Genomic DNA, 19,423 nt, shown 5'->3' on the forward strand with positions numbered 1-19,423 from the left:
ACCGACCTCATTCGTAGGACCTCTCGCACGCCGACCGCGTACGAGGATCACGTGAACGGAGCTGTGATGCAGGACGTCTCCTCTCTGGTGGCCCAGGCCAGGGAAGGCCGGCCGAGGGCCGTGGCCCGGCTGATCTCCTTGGTGGAGGGGGCGTCCCCGCAGTTGCGGGAGGTGATGCGGACGCTGGCACCCCTGACCGGCAACGCGTACGTCGTCGGTCTGACGGGCTCCCCGGGCGTGGGCAAGTCGACGTCCACGTCCGCGCTGGTGACGGCGTACCGCAAGCAGGGCAGGCGGGTCGGCGTCCTGGCCGTGGACCCGTCCTCGCCGTTCTCCGGCGGCGCGCTGCTCGGCGACCGGGTGCGGATGTCGGAGCACGCCTCCGACCCGGGCGTCTACATCCGCTCCATGGCCACCCGGGGCCATCTGGGCGGGCTCGCGTGGGCCGCCCCGCAGGCGATCCGCGTCCTGGACGCGGCGGGCTGCGACGTGATCCTGGTCGAGACGGTCGGCGTCGGCCAGTCGGAGGTGGAGATCGCCTCCCAGGCGGACACGTCCGTCGTCCTGCTGGCCCCGGGGATGGGCGACGGCATCCAGGCGGCGAAGGCCGGCATCCTGGAGATCGGCGACGTCTACGTCGTCAACAAGGCCGACCGGGACGGCGCGGACGCCACCGCCCGCGAGCTGAACCACATGCTGGGCCTCGGCGAGGCCCGCGGCCCGGGCGACTGGCGCCCGCCCATCGTCAAGACGGTCGCCGCGCGCTCCGAGGGCATCGACGAGGTCGTCGAGGCGCTGGAGAAGCACCGGGCCTGGATGGAGGAGCGGGGCGTCCTGGCCGAGCGCCGCCGCGCCCGCGCCTCCCGCGAGGTGGAGACCATCGCGGTCACGGCCCTGCGCGAACGCATCGGCGACCTCCACGGCGACCGTCGCCTCAGCGCCCTCGCGGAGAGGATCGTCGCCGGCGAACTGGACCCCTACCAGGCGGCGGACGAACTGGTGACGGGTCTGACCGAGGGCTGATCCCGGCCTTGCCCGGAAACTCCGTGGCCAATCCCGGCGGGTATCGCTAACTTGATCCGCATGTTCCTCCTCATGGCATAGACCGCGCACCCGCGCCGCGTCCCGGACCGACGACCGACCGTCGGCGGACGCGGCGCTCCGGTGTCCCGTCTCCCTGCCCTCACGTGAGGAACCACTCATGTCCGCGCCCACTTCGTCGCGCCCCGCCCTGCCCGCGCGGCCCTCGTACGCCGCCGTCCTGCGCGTCCCGCACGCGCGCCGCACCTTCGCCGCCGCCCTGACGGCACGCCTGTCCTACGGGATGGTGTCGCTCTCGGTGATGCTGTCCGTCACCCGGGCCACCGGGTCGTATGCCGTGTCCGGTGCCGTGATGTCCCTGTTCGGAGCGACGTCGGTCTTCCTGATGCCCCTGCGGGCGTCCCTCGTCGACCGGTACGGACGGCGCCGCGCCCTGCTCCCCATGGCGGTGCTCCACGGCGCTGCGCTGTGCGCCCTGGCCCTCCTGACCTGGGGGCCCGGCGCACCGGCCGCGGCCGTCGCCGCGGTCGCCGCCCTCGCGGGCGCCTGCGCGCCCCCGCTGGGCCCCACCATGCGCGCCCTGTGGTCCGAACTCGTCACCGACCGGGGCCTCCTGCTGCGTGCCTACAGCCTGGACGGCGTCGCCGAGGAGCTGCTGTTCGTCTCCGGCCCGGTCCTCGTCGGCGTGCTCGTGGGCTTCGCGCCCCCGGCGTCCGGCATCCTGCTCAGCGCGCTGCTGATCGTCGCCGGCACCTGTGCCTTCGTCACCTCGCCGGTGATGACCGGTGCCCGTCCGGCGCCACGGCGGGAGGAGTCCCGCGGCCGCCCCGCCGGGCTCCGCGGCCTTCTGCCGCCGGTCGCCGTGGCCGTGGGCGTCGGCCTGGCGCTCAGTGGAGTGGACCTGCTGGTGATGGCGTTCGCCGCCGAGAGGTCGTACGACACGGCCGTGGTGCCGTGGGTCCTGGGGGCCCTCTCGGCGGGCAGCGCGGTGGGCGGCCTCGTCAACGGGGCGATCGAGTGGCGTACCCCCGCCCGTGTACGTCTGACCTGGTTCGCGGTGGGCCTCGGCCCCGTGATCGCCGCGGCGGGCCTCGCGCCCGGCCTGTGGGCCCTGACGGCGGTCATGGCCTGCGCGGGCGCGTTCATCGCCCCGGCGCTGACCACGGCGTACCTGCTGGCCGACGAGACGGCGGCGGAAGGCTCCCGGACACGGGCCGGAGCATGGGTGAACGCGGCGGTGAACGCCGGTGGTTCCGGCGGAGCGCTGGTGACGGGACTGCTGATCGGCGCCCTGCCGCTCGAGGTGTGCTTCCTGCTGGCGGGAGGGGTGTCCGTGGCGGCGGCGCTGGTCGCCGCACTGGGGCGGCGCCGTTAGGGCCTCTCGTTTGGATCACCCCAGGCGCGTTCCGTCCGCCCGGCTCCGGGACCCCGGAGCCGGGCGGACATCCCGGCCGGGCTCAGGGACGTCCCCGCTGCCCCCGCAGATGCTCGGCGATCGGCTTCAGGGCCTTGTCCAGTTCCGTCAGGGTCTCGTGGTCGAGCAGGTCGATGAAGTGCCTGCGGACGGACGCCACATGGTGGGGGGCGACCTTCTGCATGGTCTCCATGCCGTGGTCGGTGAGGACCGCGTAGAGGCCCCGGCGGTCGGACTCGCAGTTCTCACGGCGGACCAGGTTCGCGTTCTCCATGCGGGTGATCTGGTGGGAGAGGCGGCTCTTGGACTGGAGCGTGGCGGACGCGAGGTCGCTCATGCGCATCCGCACGTCCTCCGACTCGGAGAGATTCACCAGGATCTCGTAGTCGTTCATCGTCAGGCCGAACGGCTGCAGGTCCTTTTCGAGCTGGTACGTCAACAGCCTGTTGACCTCCAGGTGGGTGCGCCAGGCGCACTGCTCCGCATTCGTCAGCCAGCTCGTGGCCGTCTCGGTCTCCATGAATGAAGTCTACCTAAGAAGTTGAAAGGCGAACTAGTGAGCATGGTGTGGCGGCGTGCACGCGTTCGACGTCACACTCCGCAGACTACCGCTCACACACCGAAGCGACGCTGGAGATCTCCCAGCTGTCCGGGAAAGCGCGGTTGGCCGGCCTGCTGTCCGCGGGTTCCGGACACCCTTCCCCCACCGGGTACCCCCGGCTCGTCCGGAAGCACCCCCGCCGCCAGTTCGGCCATGAGGCTCTCGCTCGACTGGAGCAGAACCGTACCCGCCCCCACGAACTCGAACTGGTGCTCCTCCCCGGAGACCGGCCCGAGGCCCGTCATCGAACGCAGCCCGCCCAGTACGCCGGTCAGGTACCCGTGGTCGTAGTGATGGCACGGGGACGGGCAGTCGGCCCAGCCGACCAGCGCCTGCGGGTCCACCCGGATCGGGGGTTCCATGAACACCACCGGCCCGTTGGACGCGGCCACGAACTTCCCGGTCCCGATGAGGGTCAGGAAGCCGGGCACGATCGACTGCTTCAGCGCGAGACTTGGCTGAAAAGCGAGCAGATTGCCGGAGCGAATGGTCAGATTGCCGTCGTCCAGGTCGAAGGAGTTGACATCGAAGGCCCGGTCGGCGAGCAGCATCCGGCCCGAGCCCTCGGCCACCACCCAGTCGCTCGCGTGCAGAGGCGAATGGAACGACGTACGGGTCAGCAGGTCCAGCGCGCCGTGTCCGATGCCGTTGAACCCGATCGACCCGTAGTAGGCGATCATCTTTCCCTTCTGCAGGAACCACTGGCTCCCCTTGAGCTCCACGCAGAAGGTGTACGGGTTCACGTTGTCGTCGGCCGGCAGGGTCGACGGATCGTGGACCACCGGCCCCGAGCCGGGCGTTCCGTACGCGCTCACAGCTTCTCCTCCGAGGCCTGGACGTACACCGTGCCGTTGCCGCTCAGCTCCAGCTGGAAGCCCTCGCCGGAGCCGCGTCCCACCATCTCGCGCCAGCCCAGCGCGGTGGACAGCTTGTTGCGGACGTCGCCGTGGTGGGCGACGTAGGCCTGCGGGTCGACGTGGACGGGGCGCTGCGGAGTGACCGGCACCTCGAAGACGCCGCCGTGCGCCATCACCGCCACCGAGCCGTGTCCCTGGAGGGTCGTCGTGAACAGTCCCTGGCCCGTCGCCTGGCCCCGCACCAGGCCCATGACCCCGCCCTGCGAGCCCATGAACATCGTGCCCTGCTGGAGCGTGCCCTCGAAGGCGAGCAGGCGGTCCGCCTCCACGTACAGCGTGTCGCCCGTCATCTCGATCACGTGCACATGGTGGCCGCCGTGCCCGAAGAACACGGTTCCGTTGCCCTCCACGGTCATCAGCGGGGTCGCCTCGCCCGCCACCCGGCGCCCGATCATCGACATCAGACCGCCCTGACCGCCCTGGATGTTGGGCGTGAACGCCACGTCGCCCCGGTAGGCGAGCATCGCGCCGCGCTGACTGAACAGGCGCCGGCCGGGCACGACCGGCGCCTCCACCATCTTCGAGTTGATCTCCCGGAACGTCATCTCACAGGTCCCCCGCGATCGTGTTCCGCTCGCTCGGCTGGACGTACACCAGCCCGTCGCCCTCGAACCGGATCTGGAAGGCCTCCCCGCCGCCCTCCCCGAGGAACGTGCGGAAGGTCACCCCGGCCTGGAAGGACTGCCGGACGTTCCCCTGGTGCGCGACGTAAGCGCCGGGGTCGACGATCAGCGGGTACTGCGGGCTGACCCGGAGCACCACCGCCGGGCCGTCCGACATGACCGCCGCCTGCCCGTGCCCCTCGACCGTGGTCGTGAACAGTCCGTTGCCCTGCGAGGCGCCGCGCAGCCCGGTGAACGTCGTCCCGGTGCGCAGCCCCGCGTCCGTCGCGAGCAGGTTGCTCGACTCGACGTACAGCTTGTCCCCCTGGAGCGTGACCAGATTGATCTCGGCCGCCCGGTCCGCGAACCAGCACGTTCCCTGCCCCCGCACCTCCATCACCGTCATCTGCTCGCCGGTGAGCCGCCGGGTCACCATGCCGCGCAGCCCCTCACCGCCCCCGGTCAGCCTCTTGAAGGCCATCTGCCCGTCGTACGCGACCATCGAGCCGTTCTTCGCCTTCACGGCGTCCCCGGTCATGTCGACGGCCAGCACCCTGCTGTCTTGAAGTCGGAACATCGCCACGCAGCGAAGGTAGCGGCGCACGGCGGAGCCCGACAGGGGCCGCGGCAGGGCAACGACCCTGATTCACACCCTTACGGGACGACGGTGCCCACCCCCTGCCCACACCCGCCCCCCGGGTTTGCCACAATGGACGAACGTTTGTGCTCGCATTCACAAGCCGGCCCGCGACACCCCAGCGGCCCGCCGGTCCGTCTCCCATCGAAGGTGACCCGTGGACATCAAGACCGCCACCGCCCTCCGCCGCCTCCGCCTGGTCTCCGCCCCCGAGGCGGTCTCCTTCCTCCTGCTGCTGGTCTGCTCGCTCCTGAAGCGGACCACGGACTTCAACGCGGTGCCCGTGATGGGCGCGGTCCACGGCATCCTGTTCATCCTGTACGTGATCTTCTGGGCCGACGCCTGGAACCGCGCCAAGTGGCCGCTGGGCACCGCAGCCCTCTACTTCGTCCTCTCCGTCCTGCCCACCGGCGGCTTCTTCGCCGAGCGCAGGCTGCGGCGCGAGGCCGAGGACGCGGTGATCGCCTCCCGCGCCCGCCGCGAAGGGATCGTGAAGGCATGATCGTCGCCTTTTCCGTGACTCCGCTGGGCGTCGGCGAGGACGTGGGGGAGTACGTCGCCGATGCCGTCCGGGTCGTCCGCGAGTCCGGCCTGCCCAACCGCACCGACGCGATGTTCACCTCCGTGGAGGGGGAGTGGGACCAGGTCATGGACGTCGTCAAGCGCGCCGTCGCCGCGGTGGAGGCACGCGCGCCGCGCGTCTCCCTGGTCCTCAAGGCGGACATCCGCCCCGGCGTGACGGACGGCCTCACCGCCAAGGTGGAACGGGTCGAGAGGCACCTCGCCCAGGACACCCGGCCGGCGCGGTAGGCACCCGGCGGCACGTCCGGGCGGCACCCGTCCCGCGCCGCGCGGCCCTCATCCGCCGGAGACCAGTGCCATCCCCAGCGGTGTGCGTTCGTACAGCACCTGGTGCCCGTACCGGCGGCACGTGAGCAGGCCCGCGTCCCGCAGCACCGTCAGGTGCGCCGACACCGACGACGGGGCAAGACCCAGCCGGTGGGCCAGAGCGGTCGTCGTCGCCGGATCGCTCAGCGCGGCCAGGACCCCGGCCCGCCCCCGCCCCAGCAGCCGCACCAGGGGCTCGCCGCCCTCCGTGCCCGGCCGCGCCCACAGGCCCGCGAGCCCCCGCGCCGGATACACCAGCGTGGGCTGCCAGGGCGGGTCGAAGCCGCTGATCACGTCGGGCCAGGAGAACACGCTCGGCATCAGCACCAGCCCCCGCCCGTCCAGGTCGCGCCCGTGCTCGCCCGGCCAGTCGATCGTCAGCGTCCGCCCGTCCCAGGACAGCCGCCGGTCCAGCTCCGGCAGCAGCGCCCCCAGGCCCACCTCGGCCAGCCGCCGCGAGTGGAAGACCACATCCGCTTCCAGCAGCGCCCGCAGCCGCGGCCACTCCGGCTCGATCAGCGCACGCCACGCGGCCTCCATCAGATCGGCCAGCTCCCGCACCGCGCGCCCCGGATCGGCGAGCATCGCCCGCCCCCGCGACGACTCCAGCGCACCCGGCGTATCGGCGAGCGCCCGCGCCAGGTCGTCCCGCGCCGCCCCGGGGTCCGCCGCCCGCACCTGGGCGATCTCGTCCTCGAACACGGCCGCGGGCCCGATCGGCGGCGGTCCGAGGAAGTCGGGGCTGTGCCCGCGCCGGGGCATGAGCAGCCACAGCGGGGCGAGGTCCAGCCCCCGCGCGGCCTCCCGGATGCGGCGCAGCCAGTGCGGGTGGTACCCGTGCCGGTCCGGCCGCCGCAGCGTCCGCACCGCCTCCTGCGTCTCCCACAGCGGCGACACCGCGAACCGGCACCGCAGGAGGTCGTCACCGCCGAAGTGCAGACGGAACGGCACGGCACCCCCAGAAAAGACACGGCAAGACACGGAAGACACGGCAAGACACGGCAAGACACGGAAAACGGCGAAGATTCGGCAGTCGCCGAAACTCTACGCCGACCGGCCCTCCCACCGGCACGCTGCCGCCCATGCAGCAGCAAGCTCCCGAGCCCACCCCGACCCCGCAGGCCCCGGACCGGCCCGCACCCACGCCCGCCTCCGTGCCCATGGCCGAACCGGCGGCCGGCTACGCCCGGGTCTTCGCCGTACCCGAGTTCCGGGCGGTCTTCGCCGCCCACGCCCTCTCCCTGCTCGGCGTGATGGTCAGCGAGATCGCCCTGTCGGTCCTCGTCTACGACCTCACCGGCTCGCCCCTGATGAGCGCCCTCACCTTCGCGCTCGGCCTCATGCCCTACGTCGTCGGCGGCACCCTCCTCAGCGGGATCGCCGACCGCTTCCCGGCCCGCCGCGTGCTCGTCGTCTGCGACCTGGTGTGCGCGGCCTGCGTGGCGCCGATGGTGGTGCCCGGAGCCCACATCGCCGTCCTGCTCGCGCTGCGCTGCGCCGTCGCCGTCGTGTCACCGGTGTTCCAGGGAACGCGGATGGCCGGCCTCACGGACATCCTCGGCGACGGCGAGCTGTTCGTCCTCGGCCGCTCCCTGCTGCGGATCGTCTCGCAGGGCGCGCTGCTCGCCGGCTTCGGCCTCGGCGGACTGCTGCTCACCGTGGTCAGCCCCCGGCACGCCCTGCTGATCACCGTCGCCACCTTCCTCGCCTCCGCCGCACTGCTCCGCCTCGGCACCCGGCACCGTCCCGCCCGGACCGGGCAGCCGGGCGCCCTGGTGGGCGACTCGCTGCGCGGTGCCCGGCAGGTGCTCGCCGACCGCCGGGTCCGCGTACTGCTGCTGCTGTTCTGGGTGCCGCCGATGTTCGCGGTCGTGCCGGAGGCCCTGGCGGCCCCGTACGCCGACGCGCTCGGCGCCGGCTCCGTCGGCCTTGGGCTGCTGATGTGCGGGCTGCCCGTCGGCACGATCGTGAGCGAGCTGTACGCCGGCTCCCGGCTGCGGCCCGCCGTCCGGGAGCGGATCGCCCTGCCACTGGTCTGCCTGACCCTGCTGCCCTACCTCGGCTACGCCCTGCGCCCCGGCCTCGCCGTCTCCCTGGCCCTGCTGGTGCTCTCGGGCGCCGGGTCGGCGTACACGCTCGGCCTCGACCAGTGGTTCGTGCGGGCGGTGCCCGGGGAACTGCGCGGCCGGGCCATGACCCTGCTGACCGCCGGACTCATGACGATCCAGGGCGTGGGCATGGCGCTGGCCGGGGTCGCGGCGGAGTTCGCCGGAGTGACGGCGACCGTCGCGGGGGCCGGAGTCCTGGGGACGGTGTGCTGCGTGGGGCTGGCGGTGGCCGCCCGCCGGACCGAAGGCTGAGACGGGGCTGAACCGCATATGACCGCCCGGTAGGGTCTGGTGACGTGCCGAAGCCCCTCAGCCTTCCTTTCGACCCCATCGCCCGTGCCGACGAGCTCTGGAAGCAGCGCTGGGGAAGCGTGCCGTCCATGGCCGCGATCACCTCGATCATGCGCGCCCACCAGATCCTGCTCGCCGAGGTCGACGCGGTGGTCAAGCCGTACGGGCTGACCTTCGCGCGCTACGAGGCCCTGGTGCTGCTCACCTTCTCCAAGGCCGGCGAACTGCCGATGTCCAAGATCGGCGAGCGTCTGATGGTGCACCCCACATCCGTGACGAACACCGTGGACCGGCTGGTCAAGTCCGGCCTGGTCGCCAGGCGCCCCAACCCCAACGACGGGCGCGGCACGCTCGCCGTCATCACCGACAAGGGCCGCGAGGTCGTCGACTCGGCCACCCGCGACCTGATGGCGATGGAGTTCGGTCTCGGGGCCTACGACGCCGAGGAGTGCGGCGAGATCTTCGCGATGCTGCGCCCGCTGCGGATCGCCGCGCACGACTTCGACGAGGACTGACGTGCACGGCTGCCCCCAGGACTGAGGGGCCGGGCGACGGGCCGCCGCGGCACGGCCACCCGGGGCAAGATCTCCCGGAACGGGTGGTTACGCTCGTCCCCATGAAAAAGAGCGTGCTGACCCGCTACCGGGTCATGGCCTACGTCACCGGTGTGCTGCTGGTCCTGCTGACTCTCGGCGTGATCGCCAAGTACCTGTTCAAGATGGACGGCGCGGCGGGCTTCACGAGCGTCGTCGGCATCGCGCACGGCTGGCTGTACGTCGTCTATCTGGTCTTCGCCTTCGACCTGGGCTCCAAGGCGAAGATGCCGGTCGGCCGCCAGCTCTGGATCCTCCTGGCCGGCACGATTCCCACGGCCGCGTTCTTCGTCGAGCGCAGGGTCAGCCGCGAGCTGGAGGGCAAGGTCACGGACCCCGAGCCGGCGGTCGCCGAGGCCTGACCGCACCGCCGTACGGAACACGTACGGCGGTCAGCCGTCGACATTTACTTGGACGTCCTAGTAAATTCGAGGGTATGGACGCTGACGCCATCGAGGAGGGCCGCCACCGCTGGCAGGCCCGGTACGACGCCGCACGCAAGCGCGAGGCGGACTTCACCACGCTCTCCGGCGACCCCGTGGAGCCGGTGTACGGCCCCCGGCCGGGAGACACGTACGAGGGATTCGAGCGGATCGGCTGGCCGGGGGAGTACCCCTTCACCCGCGGCCTGTACCCGACCGGCTACCGGGGGCGTACGTGGACGATCCGGCAGTTCGCCGGGTTCGGCAACGCCGAGCAGACCAACGAGCGCTACAAGATGATCCTCGGCAACGGCGGAGGCGGACTCTCGGTCGCCTTCGACATGCCGACGCTCATGGGCCGCGACTCGGACGACCCCCGTTCGCTGGGCGAGGTCGGCCACTGCGGCGTGGCCATCGACTCGGCGGCCGACATGGAGGTGCTGTTCAAGGACATCCCGCTCGGTGACGTCACCACGTCGATGACGATCAGCGGGCCGGCCGTCCCCGTCTTCTGCATGTACCTGGTCGCCGCGGAACGGCAGGGCGTGGACGCCTCCGTTCTCAACGGCACGCTGCAGACGGACATCTTCAAGGAGTACATCGCGCAGAAGGAGTGGCTCTTCCAGCCCGAGCCGCATCTGCGCCTCATCGGTGACCTGATGGAGCACTGCGCCGCCAGGATCCCCGCGTACAAGCCGCTGTCGGTCTCCGGCTACCACATCCGCGAGGCCGGGGCGACGGCCGCGCAGGAGCTGGCTTACACGCTCGCCGACGGCTTCGGGTACGTCGAACTGGGGCTGAGCCGCGGCCTCGACGTCGACGTCTTCGCGCCCGGCCTGTCCTTCTTCTTCGACGCGCACCTCGACTTCTTCGAGGAGATCGCCAAGTTCCGCGCCGCGCGCCGCATCTGGGCCCGGTGGATGCGGGACGTCTACGGCGCCAAGACCGACAAGGCGCAGTGGCTGCGCTTCCACACGCAGACCGCCGGGGTCTCGCTGACCGCCCAGCAGCCGTACAACAACGTCGTGCGCACGGCCGTCGAGGCGCTCGCGGCGGTGCTCGGCGGCACCAACTCGCTGCACACCAACGCGCTCGACGAGACGCTCGCGCTGCCGAGCGAGCAGGCCGCGGAGATCGCCCTGCGCACCCAGCAGGTGCTGATGGAGGAGACCGGGGTCGCCAACGTCGCCGATCCGCTGGGCGGTTCGTGGTACATCGAGCAGCTGACGGACCGGATCGAGGCGGACGCCGAGAAGATCTTCGAGCAGATCAAGGAGCGGGGGCTGCGGGCGCACCCCGACGGGCAGCACCCGATCGGGCCGATCACGTCCGGGATCCTGCGGGGCATCGAGGACGGGTGGTTCACCGGAGAGATCGCGGAGTCGGCCTTCCGGTACCAGCGGTCGCTGGAGAAGGGCGACAAGAGGGTCGTCGGCGTCAACGTCCACACCGGCTCGGTCACCGGCGACCTGGAGATCCTGCGGGTCAGCCACGAGGTGGAGCGGGAGCAGGTGCGCGTGCTCGGGGAGCGCAGGAGCGGACGGGACGAGAGCGTCGTCCGCTCCGCGCTGGACGCGATGCTGGCGGCCGCGCGGTCCGGTGCCAACATGATCGAGCCGATGCTCGACGCCGTGCGCGCCGAGGCCACGCTGGGCGAGATCTGCGGGGTGCTGCGGGACGAGTGGGGCGTGTACACGGAGCCCGCGGGGTTCTGAGGGCCCGGCGCCGGGGCGGTCGCTTCCGTCCCGGCGCCCCCGTCAACCGCTCGCCGCCAGCCCGGTCAGAAGGACCCGGGTGAAACCGCGCACCCATTCCTCGTCCGCCGGTTCGGCGCTGACCAGGGTGCGGTGCACCACGGCGCCCGCGACGATGTCGAAGATCAGGCCGTCCGTGCGGGCGGCCTCCTCCGGGTCCGGCTCCGGGGGGAGTTCGCCCCGGTCCTGGGCGCGGTCGCGGCCCTCCAGGACCAAACGCTTCTGGCGGTCCACGATCGAGGTGCGGATGCGTTCGCGCAGCGCCTCGTCGCACGTCGACTCGGCGACCACGGCCATCAGACCGCTCCTGGCCTCCGGCCGGGCCAGGATCCGGGCGAACTGGAGGACCACGCCCTCGATGTCGGCGGCGAGGCTGCCGCGGTCGGGGAGGCGGAGTTCGTCGAAGAGTTCGGCGACGGCGTCGACCACGAGTTCGTTCTTGCCCGCCCAGCGGCGGTACAGCGTCGTCTTCGCGACCCCGGCCCGGGTGGCGACGTCCCCCAGGGTGAGCCTGGACCAGCCCAGCTCCACCAGTGCCGCCCGGGTGGCGGCCAGGATCGCCGCGTCGGCGGCGGCGCTGCGCGGCCGGCCGGCGCGGGCGACGGGGGTGCGGCTCTGCATTCCCTGACCATATCCGGACCGAAAACGAGTGGTTCCTGTCCGGTCGTGAGAGAGATCACCGGGCCGCGCTTTCGCGCGGGCGTCCGCGGCCATTACGCTACGGGTCGTAGCGAAACGCGGGTGCGAGCCCGTGTCCGAGCGATGACCACGGGGTGCCGGGTGGGGACCGGGCGCCCGGCGCGGTACGGCTTTCCCGGCGGTTTTCACTCAGGCGGGCAGAACGGGGGAGGATAGGCGCATGCAGCCACGGAACATGTCCATGAGCGGAGTCGTCGACCTCGCCGCGGTGAAGGCGGCCCAGGAGGCGAAGGCGAAGGCGGAGCAGGCGCGCGCCCAGGCGGCCAGGGAGGGCGGCGCGGGGGCGGTCTCCCCGGCCGATCTCGTGATCGACGTCGACGAGGCCACTTTCGAGAGCGATGTCCTCCAGCGGTCGGCGGAGGTGCCCGTCGTCATCGACTTCTGGGCCGAGTGGTGTCAGCCCTGCAAGCAGCTGAGCCCGGTCCTGGAGCGGCTGGCCGCCGAGTACAACGGGCGCTTCCTCCTCGCCAAGATCGACGTCGACGCCAACCAGTTGCTGATGCAGCAGTTCGGCATCCAGGGGATCCCCGCGGTCTTCGCGGTGGTCGCGGGTCAGGCCCTGCCCCTGTTCCAGGGAGCGGCCGGCGAGGAGCAGATCCGGCAGACGCTGGACCAGCTGGTGCAGGTCGCCGAGCAGCGGTTCGGGCTGACAGGTCTGACCGTCGACCCGGACGCCGAGGCGGGCGCGCAGACGGCCCCCCAGGTCCCGGTCGGCCCGTACGACGCGCTGCTGAACGCGGCCTCGCGGGCGCTGGACGCCGGCGACCTGGGCGGCGCGATCCAGGCGTACAAGAACGTACTGGCCGACGACCCGGCCAACCCCGAGGCCAAACTCGGCCTGGTGCAGGCCGAGTTGCTCCAGCGGGTGCAGGGTCTCGACCCGCAGCGGGTGCGCAAGGACGCGGCCGAGAAGCCCGCCGACGTGCAGGCGCAGATCGCCGCCGCCGACCTGGATCTGGTGGGCGGTCATGTGGAGGACGCCTTCGGCCGGCTCATCGACACCGTGCGGCGCACCGCCGGTGAGGACCGGGACGCGGCGCGGCTGAGGCTGCTGGAACTCTTCGAGGTCGTCGGGCCCGAGGATCCGCGAGTGACGGGGGCGCGCCGGGCGTTGGCGCGGGCGCTCTTCTGATCCGGGTCGACGCTCCCGGGCCGACCGGTCGTTAAACACCGGCGTGTGATGCCCGAGTGAAAGATTGGCCGAGGAGTCGTCGGGGCGGCCGCGCTTTACCAAAACTTGGTCAACGCGGCCGCTGTTACTGGCAGTAAATCGATGGTGTGGTTCCGCCCGGTTCCGTCCGGGCATCCGCCGTTTTGTTCTCCCCTTCGTTAGCACCGAGTGTCGCCGTTCGGGGCCGGTGAGTCGTACCCCGGCCATACCGCCGTTACCAGCGAGTAACGAACCCCCTTGTGCGGGCGGCGAGAATGCACCACGATCGGCGACGCTCGGTCCATCCCCGTACCCCCGGCAGCCGGCCGGGTCATGGGGTGCCTGGGTCCCCACCGAGCAGGGCCGGCGGCAGTGGCGCCGTCCCTTTGGGCAGGGGGGTCTTCGCCGGCTGGCGAAGCCTGTCCAGCAAGGTTGTGCGTGATGTGTGTCAGGCGCGACCAGTGGTTGTCGCTCGGGGGTGATCGCCGGTGATTCGGGCGCGGTTGGCGCCACCGAGCGCGGGCGCTCTCCTTCCCGAGGACGTAGCACTTCTCCCATCCCTGCCCGGCCGAGCCGCCGACCGGCGGTGAGCCGGCGTCAGGAGATGTACGTCCGAGAAGGAGGAATTATGGAGTCCCAGGTGCGTGGCGGGACCAGATGGAAGCGGTTCGCCGTGGTGATGGTGCCCAGCGTGGCCGCCGCCGCGGCGGTGGGTATCAGCCTGGCGCAGGGTGCCCTCGCGGCGTCGTTCAGCGTCTCCGGCCAGGACTTCAAGGTCACGGCCGACCATCTCGAGGGATGGGGCTTCGCCCAGTACGGCAGTATCGACACCGGCTACACGTCGACCGACGGCAAGGACAAGACGCAGCACCCGGTGGCGGTCTCGTCGTTCGACCGTGCCGAGATCACCAAGATGTGCCAGTCCGTCAAGACGGAGATTCCCCTCATAGGGAAAACGATCTACCTCCGTCTCGAGGCGGGTCCGAACGCACAGCACAAGGTCAAGGCCAAGAACCTCTACATCGACGTCGCCCAGCTCGACGCCGATGCGACCTTCACGAACATCGACATCGGTGTCGCGGTCAAGGACAAGACCCGTGGTCCCGACGTGAAGGTCGGCGAGGCCGCGGCCGCGATGCCGGGCGCTTTCGCCCAGCAGGCGGAGAAGGCCGAACTCAAGAACGTCAAGCAGACGGCGTGGGCGACCACGGCCGGTACGTTCGAGCTCAGCGGCCTGAAGATGCGTCTGGGTGCGGACCCCAAGATGGAGTGCTACTGACGGACTCCGCTCCGGAGACGTCCTTGGCCGGCTGAGCGGCCGAGTGGGGGCGGGGAGGCGGTTGCTTCCCCGCCCCGCACACCCGGCCCGGTGCATCGTGCCCGGGTGTTTGCACAGACTCACATTTTCCGGCTTCTCGACCCCCAGGCCGAGCCGGTATGTAACTTCACCGGACCAGGGAGCTGTTTTCCATGAGTGCCGAGACTCCGGTCCAGAGCGCCGGGACTTTCACCCGGCTGCGTCTGCGATTCCGTGACTGGCGGGGCCACCGGCCTTTCTGGGCGGGCTTGTTGACCCTGCTCGGCGGGGTGCCCATCGCTTACTTCCCCTACGCCACGCTGAAGCTGGGCAATATGTCGATCGCCATGGCGACGACCGCCGGTGCGGGCTCTCTGATCATTGGTGTCCTGCTGGTCACGCTGGGTCTGACCATGTGGTTCCAGCGGGAGACCAGGATCTTCGCCGGTGTGGCGTCGATCCTTCTGGCCCTGGTGTCCCTGGTGATCTCCAACATAGGTGGCTTCGTGGCCGGTTTCCTGCTCGCCCTGATCGGCGGTGCGTTGGCCCTCTCCTGGGTACCGGACAAGCCACAGACCGGGGCGCGCTGGCGTCGGAGGTCTTCTGGCGGGCCCGCCGGAGACGGCGCCCGGAAGGACACCGCTGAGGGCACCGGTGGTGAGGCGGGGCAGCCGCACACTCCGCATGAGGAGGACGACCTCGGGGAGGCGGACGAAGCCCGGATCGAGGACCGCGACGGGGGGCACCGTGTCGGCTGACGACATTCAGGACCAGAGCGCTGCCGCGTCCCTGGTCCCGGAGAGGAAAGGGCCGCGCCACGCGGCCCCGAGGAAGGCGCTGTTCACCCGGTTCCACGTTCCCAGCGGCAAGGCGATAGCCCTGGCGGCGATGCCGACGGCCGTCCTCATGGGGATGGGGTTCACGCCGACGCTGGCGCTCGCCGACGGCAACAGCACGGCGCCGCCTTCGAAGAGCCTGACCGCGGACGAGTACAAGGACTGCCTGGCTGCCATCGGGGAGGCCGAGGAGGAGGACACCTCCGCGTCCCCCACGCCGTCCCCCACGGCGAGTGACGGCACGTCCCCGGGCCAGACCTCCGTCGTGGAGCCCAGTCCTTCGGCCCCCGCGGGTGCGGACAAGGGCGCGAACGCGGGCACGGACGAGGGCAGCTCCTCTTCGTCGGATTCAGGTTCCGGCGACGGGGCCGAGCCCGCTCCGGCCCGGTCCGCGACCGCGGGCGGGAAGGCCTCCGGGGAGCAGGACGAGCCCGCGTCGGCCCCGTCGGCGTCCGCGAGGGGCGGCGGCCTGCTGGGGACCATCGGTGACACGCTCGGAAGCGTCCTCACCGGCGGCAAGCCGGCCTCCGGGTCCGGGGCGTCCTCGGGCTCAGAGGCCACGCCGCCCTCCTCCGCCTCCGCCACGCCTTCGGCGAACGAGACCGGGGACACCGCGAGCGGCTCCGCCGGCAACAGTGCGTCCGGCACCGTCAAGGACACGGTCCAGAAGGCCACCGACACGGTCAAGGAGACCGTGAAGGACACGACCGGTACGGCGTCCAGGACGGCCGGGGACGCCGGGGACGCCGGGAAGGCCGTCACGGACGTCAAGGCCGTCGAAGACGCCGCCGGCGCGCTGACGGCCTCCCCGAGCCCGTCGGCGAGTTCCAGCACGGACCCGGAGGACTGCCCGGCCGCCACCGACGCCGTGGGCGGCGTCGACAACAAGGTGCTCCTGGCCGACGTCCCCTGGCACCTGAACGCCAGTTCACTGCTGCTGAAGGGCGCCGACTACAAGGGCATCGTGGAGGTGCGCACGGCCAACGGCACCGTCAAGAAGGTGCTCAAGTACGTCATTTCGGCTGGCACCGACATCGGGGACCTGCACCAGACGGTGAAGGACAAGCAGGCAGGCAAGACCTACCACGTGCAGGCGGCCAAGGGCTCGACGTCCACGATCCGCGGCGGCGACACGGTGATGTACACCCAGAGCATCTCCGGCAACCTGCTCGGGCTGATCCCCGTGACCTTCACCCCGGACAACCCCCCGCCGCTGAACATCCCGTTGATCTACTTCACCGACGTCACGGTGGTCCAGGCGGCCCAGTTCGGCGGCAACCTGCACATCCCCGGGATGCATGTGTACACGACCGACTGACCGGCCGCGGGCCCGTCCGGGAGCCGCGACACCGCTGAGGGCGCCCCCTGTTCGCAGGGAGCGCCCTCAGTCGTGTGCCGGTCGGCCGAGCGGCCGTGCGCGCGGTCAGTCGCGGGCGCCGCCGCCCAGGTGGTGGACGCGGACCATGTTGGTGGTGCCGGGGACGCCGGGGGGCGAGCCGGCGGTGATGATCACCGTGTCACCGGGGGCGAAGCGGTTGAGCTTGACCATCTCCTGGTCGACCAGGTCGACCATCTCGTCGGTGCTGTTGACGAACGGCACCACGTGCGACTCCACGCCCCAGCTGAGCGCCAGCTGGTTGCGGGTGGACTCGTCGGTGGTGAACGCCAGGATCGGCTGGCAGGCGCGGTAGCGGGACAGCCGGCGCGCGGTGTCGCCGGACTGGGTGAAGGCCACCAGGCCCTTGGCGCCCAGGAAGTCGGCGATCTCGCAGGCGGCGCGGGCCACCGAACCGCCCTGCGTGCGCGGCTTCTTGCCCGGCACCAGCGGCTGCAGGCCCTTGCCGAGCAGCTCCTCCTCGGCCGCCTTGACGATCTTCGACATCGTCTTGACGGTCTCGACCGGGTAGGCGCCCACGCTCGACTCGGCCGACAGCATGACCGCGTCGGCCCCGTCCAGGATCGCGTTGGCCACGTCGGAGGCCTCGGCGCGGGTCGGACGGGAGTTGGTGATCATCGACTCCATCATCTGGGTCGCCACGATCACCGGCTTGGCGTTGCGCCGGCACAGCTCGATCAGGCGCTTCTGCACCATGGGGACCTTCTCGAGCGGGTACTCGACGGCCAGGTCGCCGCGGGCGACCATCACACCGTCGAACGCCATCACGACGTCCTGCATGTTCTCCACCGCCTGCGGCTTCTCCACCTTGGCGATGACGGGGACGCGGCGGCCCTCCTCGTCCATGACCCGGTGGACGTCGGAGACGTCCTTGGCGTCGCGGACGAAGGACAGGGCGACCATGTCGCAGCCCATGCGGAGCGCGAAGCGCAGGTCCTCGACGTCCTTCTCGGACAGCGCGGGCACGTTCACCGCGGCACCGGGCAGGTTGATGCCCTTGTGGTCGGAGATGACGCCGCCCTCGATGACGATCGTCTTCACCCGCGGGCCCTCGACGTCGACGACCTTCAGCTCGACGTTGCCGTCGTTGATGAGCACCTGGTCGCCGCGCGAGACGTCGGCCGGCAGCCCCTTGTACGTCGTACCGCAGATGTGCTTGTCGCCCGGGACGTCCTCGGTGGTGATGGTGAACTCGTCACCCCGCTCGAGCTCCACCGGACCCTCGGCGAAGGTCTCCAGCCGGATCTTCGGGCCCTGGAGGTCGGCGAGGACGGCGATGGCCCGGCCGGTCTCCTTGGCCGCGGCGCGGACCCGGTCGTACCGTGCCTGGTGCTCGGCGTGCGTTCCGTGGCTGAAGTTGAACCGGGCCACGTTCATGCCCGCGTCGATCATGGCGACGAGCATCTCGTGGGAGTCGACCGCTGGGCCGAGAGTACAGACGATTTTCGAACGGCGCATGGGGCGATCCTATCGGTTTGTTTCGCTCCGGAATATTCCGTCTGATGGAAGATACAAATGGGCGCCTCAGCGCTCAGTCGAGTGCCGGCCGGAATTCCGCGGACGTGCTCAGCCGTCCTTTCCGACCAGTGCGTAAGTCTGGGTGGCGATCTCCATTTCCTCGTCCGTGGGAACCACGGCCACGGCGACCCGCGCGCCCTCGGGCGAGATCAGCCGCGCCTCGTCGCCGCGTACGGCGTTCCGGTCGCGGTCCACCGCCAGGCCCAGGCCCCCCAGGCCCGCGAGGGCGGCCTCGCGCACAAACGCCGCGTTCTCGCCGACCCCGGCCGTGAAGGCGACCGCGTCCACGGTGCCGAGTACCGCGTAATAGGCACCCACGTACTTCTTCAGCCGGTGGATGTAGATCTCGAACGCCAGTCGTGCGTCGTCGTCGCCCTCCTCCATCCGGCGCTGAATCTCCCGCATGTCGTTGTCGCCGCACAGACCGAACAAACCGCTCCTCTTGTTGAGGAGAGTGTCGACCTCGTCCATGGACATTCCGCCGACTCGCTGCAAATGGAAGATGACGGCCGGGTCGAGGTCACCGGAACGCGTTCCCATCACCAGCCCCTCCAGCGGGGTGAGTCCCATGGAGGTGTCCACGCACCGGCCGCCACGGACCGCCGAGGCCGACGCGCCGTTGCCCAGGTGCAGCACGATGACGTTGACGTCCTCGGGCGCCCTGCCCAGCAGCTCGGCGGTCGCCCGGGAGACGTAGGCGTGCGAGGTGCCGTGGAAGCCGTAGCGCCGCACCCGGTGCCGGTCGGCGGTCTTCGTGTCGATCGCGTAGCGGGCCGCGGACTCCGGCATGGTCGTGTGGAACGCCGTGTCGAAGACGGCGACCTGCGGCAGGTCGGGGCGCAGCGCCATGGCCGTGCGGATGCCGGTGAGGTTGGCCGGGTTGTGCAGCGGCGCCACCGGGATCAGCCGTTCGATCTCGGTGAGCACGGCGGAGTCGATGACGGTTGGCTCGGTGAAGAACATGCCGCCGTGCACCACCCGGTGCCCGATCGCGGCCAGTTCGGGGGAGTCCAGGCCGAGCCCGTCCCGGGCCAGTTCCTCCGCGACCGCCTTCAGCGCGGCGTCGTGGTCGGCGATCGGGCCGTTCTGCTCGCGGCCGGCCCCCGTGGCCAGGCAGGTGTGCTTGAGCCGGGAGGTCTGCTCGCCGATGCGCTCCACCAGGCCGACGGCGAGCCGGGTCGCGTCGCGCATGTCGAGCAGCTGGTACTTCACCGACGAGGAGCCGGAGTTGAGGACGAGGACGCGGGTCGCGGTCACGA

General features: G+C 71.1%; 20 protein-coding genes. 12 read left to right on the top strand and 8 right to left on the bottom strand.

The annotated features are described in order from the left end of the window. Window positions 1-66 precede the first annotated feature (66 nt). Complete coding sequence (gene meaB, locus ACIOWN_RS30605) at window positions 67-1,023, top strand: methylmalonyl Co-A mutase-associated GTPase MeaB (RefSeq protein WP_362355408.1); 957 nt, start codon at window positions 67-69, stop codon at window positions 1,021-1,023. Window positions 1,024-1,201: 178 nt separating this feature from the next. After that, on the top strand, window positions 1,202-2,416 hold the full coding sequence (locus tag ACIOWN_RS30610; protein ID WP_401983939.1) for an MFS transporter: 1,215 nt from the start codon (window positions 1,202-1,204) through the stop codon (window positions 2,414-2,416). Window positions 2,417-2,498: 82 nt separating this feature from the next. Here ACIOWN_RS30610 and ACIOWN_RS30615 read toward each other — a convergent pair whose 3' ends face one another. The 4 genes from ACIOWN_RS30615 to ACIOWN_RS30630 form a co-directional block, all read right to left on the bottom strand. Beyond that, window positions 2,499-2,975, bottom strand: coding sequence for a MarR family winged helix-turn-helix transcriptional regulator (locus ACIOWN_RS30615; protein WP_100568015.1), 477 nt, complete (start codon window positions 2,973-2,975; stop codon window positions 2,499-2,501). Window positions 2,976-3,067: 92 nt separating this feature from the next. After that, window positions 3,068-3,871 (bottom strand): AIM24 family protein, encoded by an 804-nt coding sequence (locus ACIOWN_RS30620; protein ID WP_362355312.1) that lies wholly within the window; start codon window positions 3,869-3,871, stop codon window positions 3,068-3,070. Then, window positions 3,868-4,518: an AIM24 family protein gene (locus ACIOWN_RS30625; RefSeq protein WP_362355315.1), complete on the bottom strand. Its 651-nt coding sequence runs from the start codon at window positions 4,516-4,518 to the stop codon at window positions 3,868-3,870. Before ACIOWN_RS30625 ends, ACIOWN_RS30620 begins: the two co-directional genes overlap by 4 nt. A 1-nt stretch (window position 4,519) precedes the next feature. Next, window positions 4,520-5,152 (bottom strand): AIM24 family protein, encoded by a 633-nt coding sequence (locus ACIOWN_RS30630; protein ID WP_362355318.1) that lies wholly within the window; start codon window positions 5,150-5,152, stop codon window positions 4,520-4,522. Window positions 5,153-5,369: 217 nt separating this feature from the next. Between ACIOWN_RS30630 and ACIOWN_RS30635 the strand changes: the two genes are divergently transcribed. Both ACIOWN_RS30635 and ACIOWN_RS30640 read left to right on the top strand, forming a co-directional pair. Continuing rightward, on the top strand, window positions 5,370-5,714 hold the full coding sequence (locus ACIOWN_RS30635; RefSeq protein WP_362355321.1) for a DUF3817 domain-containing protein: 345 nt from the start codon (window positions 5,370-5,372) through the stop codon (window positions 5,712-5,714). Beyond that, the gene (locus ACIOWN_RS30640; RefSeq protein WP_362355324.1) at window positions 5,711-6,022 is read left to right on the top strand and encodes an MTH1187 family thiamine-binding protein; all 312 of its coding nucleotides are present in this window, start codon (window positions 5,711-5,713) and stop codon (window positions 6,020-6,022) included. Before ACIOWN_RS30635 ends, ACIOWN_RS30640 begins: the two co-directional genes overlap by 4 nt. A gap of 48 nt (window positions 6,023-6,070) precedes the next feature. Here ACIOWN_RS30640 and ACIOWN_RS30645 read toward each other — a convergent pair whose 3' ends face one another. Next, window positions 6,071-7,051: a DUF5937 family protein gene (locus ACIOWN_RS30645; RefSeq protein WP_362355327.1), complete on the bottom strand. Its 981-nt coding sequence runs from the start codon at window positions 7,049-7,051 to the stop codon at window positions 6,071-6,073. A 131-nt stretch (window positions 7,052-7,182) separates the two neighbouring features. Between ACIOWN_RS30645 and ACIOWN_RS30650 the strand changes: the two genes are divergently transcribed. The 4 genes from ACIOWN_RS30650 to ACIOWN_RS30665 all read left to right on the top strand — a co-directional run bounded on the left by ACIOWN_RS30650 (window position 7,183) and on the right by ACIOWN_RS30665 (window position 11,229). Beyond that, window positions 7,183-8,460, top strand: coding sequence for an MFS transporter (locus ACIOWN_RS30650; protein ID WP_401983942.1), 1,278 nt, complete (start codon window positions 7,183-7,185; stop codon window positions 8,458-8,460). 44 nt (window positions 8,461-8,504) lie between these two features. Beyond that, window positions 8,505-9,014, top strand: coding sequence for a MarR family winged helix-turn-helix transcriptional regulator (locus tag ACIOWN_RS30655; RefSeq protein WP_100568008.1), 510 nt, complete (start codon window positions 8,505-8,507; stop codon window positions 9,012-9,014). A 101-nt stretch (window positions 9,015-9,115) separates the two neighbouring features. Then, the gene (locus ACIOWN_RS30660; RefSeq protein ID WP_401983944.1) at window positions 9,116-9,454 is read left to right on the top strand and encodes a DUF3817 domain-containing protein; all 339 of its coding nucleotides are present in this window, start codon (window positions 9,116-9,118) and stop codon (window positions 9,452-9,454) included. A 74-nt stretch (window positions 9,455-9,528) separates the two neighbouring features. Further along, window positions 9,529-11,229, top strand: a complete 1,701-nt coding sequence (locus ACIOWN_RS30665; RefSeq protein WP_362355333.1) for a methylmalonyl-CoA mutase family protein — start codon at window positions 9,529-9,531, stop codon at window positions 11,227-11,229. 42 nt (window positions 11,230-11,271) lie between these two features. Here ACIOWN_RS30665 and ACIOWN_RS30670 read toward each other — a convergent pair whose 3' ends face one another. Further along, the gene (locus tag ACIOWN_RS30670) at window positions 11,272-11,889 is read right to left on the bottom strand and encodes a TetR/AcrR family transcriptional regulator (protein WP_362355336.1); all 618 of its coding nucleotides are present in this window, start codon (window positions 11,887-11,889) and stop codon (window positions 11,272-11,274) included. 238 nt (window positions 11,890-12,127) lie between these two features. Between ACIOWN_RS30670 and ACIOWN_RS30675 the strand changes: the two genes are divergently transcribed. The 4 genes from ACIOWN_RS30675 (at window position 12,128) to ACIOWN_RS30690 (ending at window position 16,568) form a co-directional block, all read left to right on the top strand. Next, on the top strand, window positions 12,128-13,099 hold the full coding sequence (locus ACIOWN_RS30675) for a tetratricopeptide repeat protein (protein WP_362355339.1): 972 nt from the start codon (window positions 12,128-12,130) through the stop codon (window positions 13,097-13,099). A gap of 646 nt (window positions 13,100-13,745) precedes the next feature. Continuing rightward, on the top strand, window positions 13,746-14,396 hold the full coding sequence (locus tag ACIOWN_RS30680; protein ID WP_362355342.1) for a DUF6230 family protein: 651 nt from the start codon (window positions 13,746-13,748) through the stop codon (window positions 14,394-14,396). Between the two features lie 191 nt (window positions 14,397-14,587). After that, window positions 14,588-15,172 carry a DUF6114 domain-containing protein gene (locus ACIOWN_RS30685; RefSeq protein ID WP_362355345.1) on the top strand — a complete coding sequence of 195 codons (585 nt, stop codon included), beginning with the start codon at window positions 14,588-14,590 and terminating at the stop codon, window positions 15,170-15,172. Beyond that, window positions 15,162-16,568, top strand: a complete 1,407-nt coding sequence (locus ACIOWN_RS30690; RefSeq protein WP_401983947.1) for a hypothetical protein — start codon at window positions 15,162-15,164, stop codon at window positions 16,566-16,568. Before ACIOWN_RS30685 ends, ACIOWN_RS30690 begins: the two co-directional genes overlap by 11 nt. A gap of 105 nt (window positions 16,569-16,673) precedes the next feature. Here the strand turns inward: ACIOWN_RS30690 and pyk are convergent, their stop codons facing one another. Then, the gene (pyk, locus tag ACIOWN_RS30695; RefSeq protein ID WP_362355351.1) at window positions 16,674-18,104 is read right to left on the bottom strand and encodes a pyruvate kinase; all 1,431 of its coding nucleotides are present in this window, start codon (window positions 18,102-18,104) and stop codon (window positions 16,674-16,676) included. 108 nt (window positions 18,105-18,212) lie between these two features. Continuing rightward, complete coding sequence (locus tag ACIOWN_RS30700) at window positions 18,213-19,421, bottom strand: acetate kinase (protein ID WP_362355354.1); 1,209 nt, start codon at window positions 19,419-19,421, stop codon at window positions 18,213-18,215. Window positions 19,422-19,423 lie beyond the last annotated feature (2 nt).

The organism is Streptomyces sp. NPDC087787, from assembly GCF_044743035.1.
Classification (GTDB): Bacteria; Actinomycetota; Actinomycetes; order Streptomycetales; family Streptomycetaceae; genus Streptomyces.